Raw genomic sequence first — 12,560 nt, forward strand, 5'->3', positions numbered from 1 at the left:
CCGGCTTTTTTTACGCAAAAGCCACAGGATGAAGAAATTTTTTGCCTCTCACGATAGCATCCGCACAAGCCTTTGATTTTCCTGGATTCTGGACAAATCGATGCGGCCGATTTTGCGACGAATCGGTCACAAAATAAGCAGAAAAAGCCATCCAACCCTCATTTATTTTGTCGTTTTACCGTTTTTGCCCCCGATCGACTTGCACACCCGATTCTGTTCGTGCATAATCTCGTTTCTTCGCCAACGGCACTAAACAAAACCGGCAACGAACGACGAAAAACGCACCATAAAACGTGTGTTTATCTCGTAAAACGTAGCTGGCATTGCTTAGAGAAACGGGGGTATAGCTCAGCTGGGAGAGCGCTTGCATGGCATGCAAGAGGTCAGCGGTTCGATCCCGCTTACCTCCACCAGTCAACAGCGAAGAATGCAGTACCAGTAACGCAGTAACAGCAAGTCCAAGTCCCCTTCGTCTAGAGGCCTAGGACATCACCCTTTCACGGTGAGTACAGGGGTTCGAATCCCCTAGGGGACGCCAGTTCACTGGCAGCAGTACAGAAGTAGATAAGTGCAGTTGAAGTGACAAAGTAGTTGAGTAAGCCGCTGCGGAGCGGTAGTTCAGTTGGTTAGAATACCGGCCTGTCACGCCGGGGGTCGCGGGTTCGAGCCCCGTCCGCTCCGCCAAAAGCTCTCTCGCTCTGGGTCTTTCAAGAGCTCCGTCTTCGGGGCTTTTTGCTTTTATAGAGTGTGAGACCTTGTTGTTTGCCGTTTGGAACATCAAGGCGCCCTGTGGGGGTATAGCTCAGCTGGGAGAGCGCTTGCATGGCATGCAAGAGGTCAGCGGTTCGATCCCGCTTACCTCCACCACAATGCAGTACCGTAGTAAAGTTGTTTGCAGTTCTGTTAGTTCAGGTCCCCTTCGTCTAGAGGCCTAGGACATCACCCTTTCACGGTGAGTACAGGGGTTCGAATCCCCTAGGGGACGCCAGCTTTCCTGGCATGTAGTTCCAAGCTGCCTTGACACCGCAGTGTAGTGATGAAGTTCAGTAAACCGCTGCGGAGCGGTAGTTCAGTTGGTTAGAATACCGGCCTGTCACGCCGGGGGTCGCGGGTTCGAGCCCCGTCCGCTCCGCCAAGCACTTCGTGCTTGTCAGCATTGCAGTAAGCCACAGCAGTACGCCACAGCAGTACGCCACTGAAGCTCCGGATTCCGGAGCTTTTTTGTTTTCAGCGCTGGCGTATATCCCCCCCTCTCTCGGCCCTATCCCCCCGGGCTTTACCCCGCCGCTAAGACTCGTCCGTTTTGCTCTCTGGACAGCATCGCCGCGCGCCTGCATCCTGTGGGCTCACGCCACGCGAACCGAAGAGGCCTACGTGACCGCAAACGCCGCCGCGCCCCACGCGCATCGCCAACACCTGCAAGCCATCATTGCGGGTTTGAATGAAGGCATCATCCTGCTCGAATCCGACGGCTCAATTGCCTGGGCCAATGCCAGCGCGCTTGAACTACACGGCGTGGACACGCTTGACGCGCTGGGCGGCACGCCAGTCGGCTACCGCAAACGCTACACCCTCACCTACCGTAATCACCATCGCGTACCCGCGCGCCAATATCCGCTGGATCTGCTGGCGGCCGGCGACACGTTTGACGATCTGCTGCTGGACCTGGGCCGCAAGGACGACGACGAATTCCTGCGCAACCTGCGCGCGCGCGGCCTCAAGCTGGAAGGCGACAAAGACGCCGATTACCGCGTGCTGATCCTGCACGACCAAACCGAACAGATCAACGCCGAAGAGCGCTTCGAACGTGCGTTTGGCGCAAACCCCGCACCCGCCTTGATCTGCCGGCTATCCGACCTGCGCTACGTGAAGGTGAACCAGGGCTTCCTGGAAATGACGGGCTACACGCGCGAGACCGTGCTGGGCAAGTCGGCCTACGAACTCGACGTACTGGACGGCGGGGAAGACAAAGACCAGGCCGTGGCGAATCTGAATGAAGGCAAGACCATCCCGCAGCGCGAGGGCGTGGTGAAGCTGGCGAACGGCGAGACGAAATTCGTCATGGTCGCTGGCCAGCCCATCGACATGCACGACGAACCCTGCATGCTGTTCACCTTTATTGACCTGGAAGCGCGCAAGCGGACCGAAACAGCGCTGCGCGAAAGCGAAGAGCGCTTCTCGAAGGCGTTCAAGCTGGCCCCCGTGCCCATGGCCGTGTGCGAAGGCGATTCGCTGCGCGTGCTGGACTTCAACGACGCCTTTGCGGCGGTCACGGGCGCCTCGTTGGAAACCAGCACGGGCGAGGCCCTGACCGACATCGGCCTGCAGCCCTATGAAGGCATGGCCGCGAGCCTGAAGCGAGGAGAAAGCGCGCGCAACCGCGAGGCCACGCTGGCCACCCCTGACGGCGGCAGGCTGGACTGCCTGGTGTCTGCCGAGCCGGTGATGATCGGCGGCCTGCGCCGACTGCTGATCGTCATGCAGGACATCACCGAGCGCAAGCGCTCCGAAATTGAACTGCTGGCCGCGATCGAAGCGGTGATGCAGGACACATCCTGGTTCAGCCGCGGCATCATCGAAAAGCTGGCGCAACTGCGCCAGCCCGCGCCCGCCTCCCGCGACGTGGCGGAACTGGCGCAACTAACCACCCGCGAACGCGAAGTGCTGGGCTTGCTTTGCCAAGGCCACGATGACGACGCCATCGCCAAGGCCCTGAAGCTGTCGCGCAATACCGTGCGCAACCATGTGGCCACGATCTACAGCAAGATCGGCGTGCATCGGCGCAGCGCGGCGATCGTGTGGGCGCGCGATCGCGGTATTACGGGCCATGAAACTGCCCGGGTGCGCGACAAGCCTGCCAAGGACTGATCAACACGCAGCCGGCCCCTTGTATTTACAATTAGAAGCAAAATATCCGAGGGGCCGGCGTCGCCGAAGATGCCACCGAGTTAGATCACGCCGCGCCGCAACATCCCGCATCTGCGGTAATTAGCCCCATAAGTTCCCGGCATTTTCGGGCTGCGGGCACACGTTGCGTAAACCCTGCGCAGGTTCTTACGATCCGCCGATCCGCTCTTGCCTGCTTTGGCAAGCGGCGCGATTTCCGGAAGACCGACAGGAGCCCGCCTTGCATATCGCCACCATTCCCGTCCCGACGACGTCCAAGCACTTGCCCGCCCCGGCGTGGCGCGCCGCCGACATCCTGGCGCTGTTCGCGCTGCCGTTCATGGACCTGGTACACCGTGCGCAACAGGTGCACCGCGCCCACTTCGACCCGAACGCCGTCCAGCTGTCCAGCCTCTTGTCGATCAAGACGGGCGGCTGCCCCGAAGATTGCGCCTACTGCCCGCAGTCTTCCCACTACGACACCGGCCTGGATGCGGACAAGCTGATGCCGCTGGACGAGGTGGTGGCCGCCGCCCGGGCTGCCCAGGCTGGCGGTGCGCAGCGCTTTTGCATGGGTGCGGCCTGGCGCAGCCCCAAGCCGCATCACCTGGAGGCCGTGGCGCAGATGGTCAGCGCGGTCAAGGCGTTGGGCCTGGAAACCTGCGTCACGCTGGGCATGCTGCAGGCTGGCCAGGCCGAGCAATTGAAGGACGCCGGGCTGGACTACTACAACCACAACCTGGATACGTCGCCGGAGTTCTACGGCAAGATCATTTCCACCCGCACCTATCAGGACCGGCTGGATACGCTGGACCGCGTGCGCGACGCCGGCATCAGCGTGTGCTGTGGCGGCATTGTCGGCATGGGCGAATCGCGGCGCGAGCGCGCGGGTTTGATCGCCCAACTGGCCAACATGGATCCCTACCCCGAGTCGGTGCCGATCAATAACCTGGTGCACGTTGAAGGCACGCCGCTGGCCGACGTCGAGGCGCTGGACCCCTTTGAATTCGTACGCACCATTGCCGTGGCGCGCATCACCATGCCGCGCGCGGCGGTGCGCCTGTCCGCGGGCCGCGAAGCCATGGACGACGCGCTGCAGGCCTTGTGCTTCATGGCGGGCGCCAACTCGATGTTCTACGGCGACGCGCTGCTGACCACCGCCAACCCGCAAATGCAGGCCGACCAACGCCTGCTGCAACGCCTGGGCATGCACGTCGAAGCCGGCGATCACCCCACGCCCGCCGGGGCGCAGCAGCAGCAGCAGCAGCAGCAGCAGCAGCGGCAGCAGCAGAACCCGACATGCCGTTGACGCCGGGCATCCTGTACCTGCTGGCCAGCGTGACGTGCAGCGTCACCGTGGCCGTACTGCTGAAGCTGGCGCGCCGCTATGACGTGGACGTGCGCCAGGCCATCGTCATGAACTACGCGGTGGCCGCCCTGCTCTGCTGGGCCATCTTGAAGCCCGACCCCGCCGCGCTGCTGGCGCCGCACACGCCTTGGGCCGTGCTGGCGGCCCTGGGCGTGCTGCTGCCCAGCGTTTTCCTGGCGATGGCGGCGGCCGTGCGCCACGCCGGCATCGTGCGCAGCGACGCGGCGCAGCGCCTGTCGCTGTTCATTCCCTTGCTGGCGGCCTTCCTGCTGTTTGGCGAGCCGGTCAGCGGGCGCAAGCTGGCGGCGATCCTGCTGGCCTTCGGCGCATTGGCCTGCCTGCTGCGCCGTCCCGCTGCCCACACCGGCACCGATACCGGAACAGCGGCGAGCCGAGGCATCTGGTTGTGGCCGCTCGCGGTCTGGGCAGGCTATGGGGTGATCGACATCCTGTTCAAGCAGATGGCGCGCGCCGGCACCGCGTTTGCCGCAGGGTTGCTGCTGGCGTTCGTGTTGGCGGGGGGGCTGATGCTGGCCTATCTGCTGGCGCGCCGGGTGCGTTGGGAACGCCGCCACCTGTTGGCTGGCGTAGCGCTGGGCGCTTTCAACTTCGGCAATATCCTGACCTATATCCGCGCACACCAATCGCTGCCCGAACACCCGGCGCTGGTATTCGCGTCGATGAACATGGGCGTCATCACCCTGGGCACGCTGGTCGGCGCCTTGGTGTTCCGAGAGCCGCTGACGCGAGTCAACGGCTTGGGCATCGCGCTGGCGCTGGCCGCCATCGTGCTGATGGCGCCTTGGTAGCCCACCACAGGCCGGTTTCAGGTGCCGGTGCGGCGTGCGCGTTCGGCACGTTCGGCAGCGTCGTCCGCGTCGCGGGTTGGCTCCGCTGTCCCCGCGCTCCCCGCGGTCCCCGCTGTCCCGGTTGACCCGGTTGACGAGGCAGCGGAGTCGGGCCCTGCCGTGTCGGCTGCCGCAGCGTCGGCTGCCGCAGCATCGGCTGCCGCAGCGTCGGCTGCCGGCGTTGCCGCTGCATCGGCCGGCCATTCCTGGGTGAGCGGCGTAGCGGCAGGCGGCGACTCGGAAGGCTGCAACAGCTCCGACTGCTCCTCCGAGAGCTCCACCGCTTCCGTCGGCTCCGACACTGCCGCGGCCGCGGATACCGTTGCCGCCGCCGGATCAGGCTGCACCATTTCCATCGCAATATCGTTTTCCGGGTCCACGCGCGGATCCAGCACCGCCGCGGCGGGCGAGCTTTGCAAGGTGTCGGGCATGGGCACGAAATGCGTTGGCGCCTCGTCGACCTGGTGAGCGCCGGTGACGCGCGTCGGGCGCACCTGCCACACCAGAATCAGCGCGCACGCCGAGATGAACACGTAGTACATGCTGGGGCCGAAAAGCGACATCAGCAGGCCCGCGATCATGGGGCCGATACACGCGCCCACGCCGTAGGTCATGAGCAGCACGGCCGACAGGCTGACCCGGCGCTCGGACTCCACGTGGTCGTTGGCGAATGCCGCGCCCAGCGGGTACAGCGTGAATTGCAGGATGCCGAAAACGCAGGACAAGGCCACCAGCGCCCAATACGGCAAGGTCAGCCAGCCCCACATCACCGTGGGCAGCAACACCAGCAGCAAGGCGTTGAAGCGGATCAGGCCGGCGCGGTTGATGCGGTCGGACAGCCAGCCCATCGGCCATTGCGACAGCAAACCGGCCGTGACGGCGGCGGCCACGAAGATGGCGGCTTGCGAGGTCGTCAAACCGTGCTTGGCGCCATAGACGGCGGCCAGGCCATAAAAAGCGCCCGACAGGTTGCCCGCCACGAACAGCACCGTCATCGACAGCGGCACGCGGCGCATGAAAAAGCGGATGTCCAGCGGCGCGGGCAGCGGCGTGGGGGGGTGCGAACGCGCGGTAACGGCAATGGGCACCAGGCACAGCACCAGGCACATGGCCACCAGCGTCAGCGGCCGCAGGTCCAGGGTGGCATAGGCGGTCAGTGCCAATTGCCCCAGCACCGTGCCCAGGCCGGACACCACCATGTAGACCGAGAACACCCGGCCACGCTGATGGTTTTCAGTTTGTTCGTTGAGCCAGCTTTCGATGACCATGAATTCGGTCACCATCACCACGCCGGAAATCAGCCGGAACACCAACCACAGCGGCATGGAATCGACCAGCGTCTGGGCCAGGATCATGCTGGTGGCGATGGCCGCGCACGCGACGAACGCGCGAATGTGGCCCACGCGGATGATGAGCTTGTGCCCCAGGCGGGCACCGCACACCAGGCCCAGGTAGTAGCCGGCGATCAAGGCGCCGATCCACACTTCGCTGACGGACTGCGCGGTCAGGCGCAGGCCCATGTAGGTGTTGAACAGACCTGTGCCGATCAGCATCAACAAGGTCGCGAAATACAGGGACGAGAATGAGGAGAGGGTGGCGAGCATGGCGTTGGCAACCGCTGCTGGCATTAGCGCGGCAGGCTGCAAAGGCAGCCTGCCGTGTTGAGCGGTAATACAGGAACTACGTTAGGTCAGATTTGCGACAGCAGCGTGGCGGCGTCGCTGACTTCGAACTTGCCAGGGCCTTCCACGTTCAACTGTTTGACCACGCCGTCGACGATCAGGGCCGAATAGCGTTGCGACCGCACGCCCATGCCGCGCGCGATCAGGTCCAGTTCCAGACCCAGTTCCTTGGTCCACAGCGCCGAGCCGTCGGCCAGCATGCGAACCTTGCCTTCGGTCTTTTGCTCGCGGCCCCAGGCGCCCATGACGAACGCGTCGTTGACGGCCACGCACCAGATTTCATCCACGCCCTTGGCCTTCAAGGCGGCGGCTTGTTCCACGTAACCCGGCAGATGCTTGGCCGAGCAGGTGGGGGTGAAGGCGCCCGGCAAGGCGAACAGCGCGATGGTCTTGCCGCGGGTCAGGTCGGAAACCTGGAACGCGTTGGGGCCCAGCGAGCAGCCGGCGGTTTCGGTTTCGATGAATTCGGTCAGGGTGCCTTCCGGCACGCGGTCGCCGACGTTGATCGTCATGGGGTATCTCCAGGGAAAAGTGGGGCAATGCATTGAGGCGGGATCGCCTCACACCCGACATCATAGTTCGTGCGCGCCCTGCCCGCTGCGTCAGAGCGACGCGAAAAAATCACGCACAGTCTGAAACGACTCCATACCCCGGCCACATGGCCTGGAAACGGCTGCTTGCCATAATGCAGGCGTAACCCACGCCCGCCCGGGCTGGAACCGGCCCGCGGGCATCTATCGGAGACACCCCGATGCACAAGATCTTGACTGGCCTGGCCTGGGTGCTGGCCACAGCCGCCGCGCCGGCCTGGGCCGCGCCGCAGGCAAGCGAACAGACCCAGTACGATTCCTTCGTCATTGCCGCCGGGGCGTCCAACGGCGCCGCGCGCGCCTGCGGCGCCTCGGACCCCGACCTGGCCCAACACCGGGCGACAGCACAGAAAAACCTGACACAGTTCGCCAAGGAATATGGGTTCTCGATGGCGTCCTACGAGGCCTTGTTCGAACAGGGCCTGGCCGAGGGCAAGACAATGATGAACGACATGAAACGCTCGGGCGTGGACGGGTGCCAGGGCGTGCTGGGCAGCTTCCAGCACGAGCGCGCCATCAGCTATGAGGGCATGAAAAAGGCCTTGGCGGAAGTCAGTGACGGCCTGCCAGGGGAAAAAGCCCAGTAGGCTCCCAACGGGTTCCCCCATCGTCCCCTGAGCCCCTGGGCCCAAATAGCCCCCGCCATAGACCGCCGCCCGCCCCCTGTCTGGCTGTTGTCCGGTAACGCGTCGGCTACACCGCCAGCCCGTTCTGCTTGAACCAGTCCAGCATCCGGGTCCAGGCCTGCTCGGCCTCGGGCTTGCGGTACGACGGCCGGTAGTCCGCATGAAAGGCATGCGGTGCTTCGGGGTACACGTCGATCCGCGACGCCTTCGCCGCCGCCGATCCTTTCGCCAGTTCGACCCGCATGCGGTCGACGTCCGTCAGCGGAATGCCCGCATCCTTGCCGCCATACGCGCCCAGCACCGGGGCCTTCAGTTCATTCACCAGGCTCATGGCCGACTTGGGCTTGAGGTCGGTGGGTTCGCCGGCCAATTGGCCGTAGAACGCCGCGCCCGCTTTCAGCTTGGGGTTGTGGGCCGCGTACAGCCAGACCTGGCGGCCGCCCCAGCAAAAGCCCACAATGCCCAGCTTGTCGGGGTTGCCACCGTTGGCCGCCGCCCACGTCGCGGTGGCGTCCAGGTCGCTCTGCACCTGAAGGTCGGGCACTTTGCTCACGACCTCGGCCAGCAGCTTCGGGATTTCGGTGTATTTGGATGGGTCGCCCTGGCGCGCGTAGAGTTCCGGGGCAATGGCCAGGTACCCCAGGTGCGCCAGGCGGCGGCACACGTCCTGGATATATTCGTGCACGCCGAAAATCTCGGACACGACCAGCACGGTGGGCAGGTTCTTCTTGCCTTCCGGCGCCGCGCGATAGGCCGGCATCTTGCCGTCTTTCGTGGGAATGTCGACCTTGCCGGCCGTCAGCCCCTTCGTGTCGGTGGCAATGGCGGTCTGGGCCACGGCCGGCCCCGCCGCCAATGAAAAGCCCGCCGCGACCGTTGTGGCGATGAAGCCCCGGCGGTCCAGCCGCAAGGGCGGCAACAGGCTGTCGAAGTGCGCGTCCTGATCTTTCATGAAGAATCTCCTGGCAAAAAAGCCGGGTCCAAGACGCGGCACGCGGCGCGCGTCGTCGGCCTGGCGGGTTCACTTCAGGGAGAAGTCCACGCGCGAGGGTTGCCCCTCGTCCTTGATGCCGTCTGCGTCCAACTGCGGCGCAACGATGAAGACACGGTCCGCGAGTCCTTCCTGGGCTTGCAACTTCTCATAAACCGCCTGCGCGCGGGCATCGGCCAATTGGCGCAATTGCTCGTCGCCCACCGGCGCCACGCCACGCAGCATGGATTCCATCTGCTCGGTCGGCACGGACTTGGCCATGCCGATGAAATTGCGCGGCTTGTCCTCGATGTCCGTGTCGTCATAGACCTCTTCGAGGTACTTGGCGCGCTCGGCGGCCGATACCTGCACCCCTGCTGGGTTCGGCTTTTTGCCTCGAGGGGCCGTGTCTGCGGCCTTGGCGGCGCGGATCTGCGCATCCACCCACGCCTGGCGCAAGCCTTCCGTGTCGGTCTTGGGATCGGCGCGGCCGCTGATGTCCATCTTCAGCGCGGGGCGCTCGGTCAAGGCCTTGGTCAGCGTGTCGATGCGCTGGATGGAATCTTCCGTCAGCACCGCGCTGCCCGGCGCGAATTCCACATACGACAATTCTTCCCCGCCCCCGAAGGCCGAGGCCAACAGGCTGAACGGCGAGGTCACCGCCTTGACCACCAGGTTCAGCAACACACGCACCACGATGCCGCCCACCGAGAATTCCGGATCGTCCAGCGAGCCGGACACGGGCAGGTTGATGTCGATATTGCCGCGCGAATCTTTCAGCAGCGCCACCGCCAGCAGCACCGGCAGCTTGGTCGCGTCGGGGCTGTTGGTTTTGTCGCCAAAGGTCAGTTGGTTCAGCACCACATGGTTGGACGCCTGCAAGGCGCGGTTCTTGATCTTGTATTCCAGGTCCACCGACAGCTTGCCGCGCTTGATCGGGTAGCCCACGTACTTGGCGGAATAGGTGTTGAAGCGCGGCAGGTCCACGCCCTTGGCCGACGCCTTCAGGTCCAGTGTCAGGTACTTGGCGAATGGCTGCACGATGCCACTGATGGACAGCGGGGCCGTGGTGTACACGCGCCCCGTCACCTTCACCTTGGCGGGCTGCGGGTTGGTGGACGACACCGCCGAGATCGCGCCTTCAATGGCGGAAAGCTCCGCCACGTAGTTCGGTTTGACGAAGCGGTCGGTGAACGTCATGCGGCCGCGCGAGAGCGTGACGCTGTTGACGGAGATGTCCGGCATGGCGGCGCCGGCATCACTTTTCGAGGAAGCCGGCGCGGCGGGCGCTTGCCGGCCCGGCGTCTGCGTATCTTGCGTGATGGAGCCGCCAGCCTGGCCGGGCGCGGCCACCAGGTCCATCACGTTCAAGCGGCCCTGCGCGTTCAGCAGGATGCGGCCATAGAAGTCTTCCAGCGCGATGTCGCCCAGCTTGGCGGCCACTTTGTCGCCCGCCACGGACACATCCATGCCGGCAAACGCCAGGCGCTTCCAGTTGAGGAAGTCGTCGTTGTTGACGCGGTCTTGCAGGTCAACGCCGGTGATGTCGACGCCGCCCTTCCAGTTGACCCGCATGGGCGCGTTGCCGGTGGCGGCGGCAAAGGCCACGTCGCCCTTGGCCGCTAGCGTAATGGCGCGCACGGTGGCGTTCAGGCTGCCGGCCGCATAGGGTGCGAACGGCGCCACGTTCAGGTCGGACAGGTCCACGGAAGACGTCAGCGTCAGCGGCTGCGGCGTGAACGCGCCCTTCATGTTCAGCGCGCCGTCGCCCTGGATGCCCGCGGCCGCCAAGGTGAAATTGCTTTGCCCGGGACCCATGGCCACGCGGTCCGCCGTCATGCGCAGCGATTGCAGGGCGATGTCCAGCGCTGGCTTCTGGGCCTCGTCGCGCGCCTTGAACTGTGCCAGGTCCGCCTGCACGGCGGTGGCGTAGGCATCGACGGCGCCGTCCTTTTCGCGGACATGGATCTGGGCCGATGCGCCCAGCCGGCCATCCAGCAGCAGGATCGGCGCCGCGTTGCGCACAGCCGGAGCCAGGGGCGCCAGGGCGATGTTGCCCATCCGCACGGCGAGTTCCAGCGACAGTGGCTTCAGTTCCAGCGGCCCCTTGGCGCGGATCCAGCCGCCGTCGGTGCTGTTGTCCACGTTCAGCCACAGGTTGACGGGCTGGTCCTTGACCTCGGGAATGGTTACGCCTTCAACGGTGGCGCCCACGCCGGTCACGACGTAGTCCAGCTTGCTGATCGCGTCGGTCAGGGTGAGCTCGCCTTCGTGCAGGTTGAAGGCGTCCAGCGTGACTTTCCAGTCTGATGAGTCGGGGGTGGGGGCAGGCGCCGCGGTAGTAGCGTCTACCGTAGCACCTGCTGGAGAGACACCTGATGCGACAGCCGGAGCATCATCCGGGGCAGGCGTCGCGGCGGCGTCGGGCTTTGGCTTTTCTTTCAAGCCGATATCGCGCCGCAGCTTGTCGGCCACGGGCGTCTCGGTGGGCGCCACGCCCGCCAGCGCCTTCAGCTTGACGACGACGTCCTGCCAGTTCAGGTGTTCATTGGCGTAGCGCCGCACATGGACCTGCGGCGCCCACAGGCCGATCTCGCCCACATAGGCCTGGCGCGCGATGGGTTCCAGTTCCAGGCGGGTGACGGTCAGCGCGCTCCAGGCGGCCAGCGGGTCGCCGTTGGTATCGCGCAGGTCAAACCGGCGCAGCCCCAGATCGCCCACCACGCGGATCTTGGGCGCGGCGTCCTTGGGCTGTTCAAACACCACTTGCAGGTTGGAATCCAGCAGCGCGCTTTCCAGCTTGAACGGCAGCGGCATCGGCCAGACGTCCGCCCACTTTTCAAGCTGCAGGCCGTTGAAGGCCACGCGCAAGGTGGACGATGGCACCTTGTCGAAGGGGCGCGCCACGCCGGTCAGGTCGAAGGGGCTGCCGTTGATGCGCAGGTGCAGCCGGGGCTGCACGTCGATGTCGGTGGCATAGCCGAAGTTGGAAATGAACGGCACGCCCAGGCCCAGTTCATCCACCACCTGCTTGCGCCCGGTGACCTTGTCATCCAGCGTGATGGACCCGCCTTCGATGACCATGTTGTTCAGCGAAAAACGGGGCAGGCCGGCGTCGGGCTCGGGCGGTTCTTCAGGCTGGGCCGCCGCCATGTCCGCGACGCGTTGCTGGATGTCGGAAAAATTGAAGCGCGTGACGTCTTCACGCACGATGGCGATGCTGGGCTCGCGCAGCGTCAAGCGGTCTACGACGGGCGCGAACCAGAACAGGGAGCTCCAGGCGGCGCTGGCATCCAGTTCGGCCAATGTCAGCAGCGGAGTCTGCGACCCGGGTTGCGCCACGGCAAGGTCGCGGGCGCGTACCGTCAGGGTAAAGGGGTTGAAGCTGATCTTGCCCACGGAAACATCGCGGCCGATCATCTTGGCGACGTCGGTGGTCAGTACGTTGTGCAAGACCTTCGGCACTTGCCAGGCGGCGATGCCGCAGACGATCAGCGCGAACGCCACAATGCCCAGTAGGATTTTGCCGGCGCGCCGGGTGAACCGTAACTTGGGGCGCCGCAAGGGCATCGCGAGTCTCCTGATACGA

The 12,560-nt window shown here is 64.7% G+C and carries 8 protein-coding genes and 6 tRNA genes; 10 read left to right on the plus strand and 4 right to left on the minus strand.

Annotated features, from left to right (window positions below; all coding sequences use genetic code 11):
- The first annotated feature begins 337 nt into the window (after positions 1-337).
- From P8T11_RS13320 to P8T11_RS13360, 9 genes are all read left to right on the plus strand, one after another.
- Positions 338-413, plus strand: a tRNA-Ala gene (locus P8T11_RS13320).
- A 49-nt stretch (positions 414-462) separates the two neighbouring features.
- A tRNA-Glu gene (locus tag P8T11_RS13325) sits at positions 463-538 on the plus strand.
- A 69-nt stretch (positions 539-607) separates the two neighbouring features.
- Positions 608-684, plus strand: a tRNA-Asp gene (locus tag P8T11_RS13330).
- Between the two features lie 107 nt (positions 685-791).
- Positions 792-867, plus strand: a tRNA-Ala gene (locus P8T11_RS13335).
- Positions 868-912: 45 nt separating this feature from the next.
- Positions 913-988 (plus strand) — tRNA-Glu (locus P8T11_RS13340).
- 70 nt (positions 989-1,058) lie between these two features.
- Positions 1,059-1,135, plus strand: a tRNA-Asp gene (locus P8T11_RS13345).
- 239 nt (positions 1,136-1,374) lie between these two features.
- Positions 1,375-2,868: a helix-turn-helix transcriptional regulator gene (locus tag P8T11_RS13350; RefSeq protein WP_268081500.1), complete on the plus strand. Its 1,494-nt coding sequence runs from the start codon at positions 1,375-1,377 to the stop codon at positions 2,866-2,868.
- Between the two features lie 259 nt (positions 2,869-3,127).
- Complete coding sequence (gene bioB / locus P8T11_RS13355; protein WP_418910305.1) at positions 3,128-4,195, plus strand: biotin synthase BioB; 1,068 nt, start codon at positions 3,128-3,130, stop codon at positions 4,193-4,195.
- Positions 4,192-5,064, plus strand: coding sequence for a DMT family transporter (locus tag P8T11_RS13360; protein ID WP_268082363.1), 873 nt, complete (start codon positions 4,192-4,194; stop codon positions 5,062-5,064). Before bioB ends, P8T11_RS13360 begins: the two co-directional genes overlap by 4 nt.
- A 17-nt stretch (positions 5,065-5,081) precedes the next feature.
- Here the strand turns inward: P8T11_RS13360 and P8T11_RS13365 are convergent, their stop codons facing one another.
- Both P8T11_RS13365 and P8T11_RS13370 read right to left on the minus strand, forming a co-directional pair.
- A complete protein-coding gene (locus tag P8T11_RS13365) occupies positions 5,082-6,707 on the minus strand; it encodes an MFS transporter (protein WP_268081499.1) in 1,626 nt (541 codons plus the stop codon).
- An 86-nt stretch (positions 6,708-6,793) separates the two neighbouring features.
- Positions 6,794-7,297, minus strand: coding sequence for a peroxiredoxin (locus P8T11_RS13370; RefSeq protein WP_100854800.1), 504 nt, complete (start codon positions 7,295-7,297; stop codon positions 6,794-6,796).
- Between the two features lie 239 nt (positions 7,298-7,536).
- Here P8T11_RS13370 and P8T11_RS13375 point away from each other — a divergent pair, with 239 nt between their 5' ends.
- On the plus strand, positions 7,537-7,962 hold the full coding sequence (locus tag P8T11_RS13375) for a hypothetical protein (protein WP_268081498.1): 426 nt from the start codon (positions 7,537-7,539) through the stop codon (positions 7,960-7,962).
- 106 nt (positions 7,963-8,068) lie between these two features.
- Here the strand turns inward: P8T11_RS13375 and P8T11_RS13380 are convergent, their stop codons facing one another.
- Together P8T11_RS13380 and P8T11_RS13385 are read right to left on the minus strand one after the other, a co-directional pair.
- Positions 8,069-8,953 carry a dienelactone hydrolase family protein gene (locus tag P8T11_RS13380; RefSeq protein ID WP_268081497.1) on the minus strand — a complete coding sequence of 295 codons (885 nt, stop codon included), beginning with the start codon at positions 8,951-8,953 and terminating at the stop codon, positions 8,069-8,071.
- Positions 8,954-9,022: 69 nt separating this feature from the next.
- Complete coding sequence (locus P8T11_RS13385) at positions 9,023-12,541, minus strand: DUF748 domain-containing protein (protein ID WP_268081496.1); 3,519 nt, start codon at positions 12,539-12,541, stop codon at positions 9,023-9,025.
- Positions 12,542-12,560 lie beyond the last annotated feature (19 nt).

This window comes from Achromobacter spanius, assembly GCF_029637605.1.
Taxonomy (GTDB): Bacteria; Pseudomonadota; Gammaproteobacteria; order Burkholderiales; family Burkholderiaceae_B; genus Achromobacter; species Achromobacter spanius_E.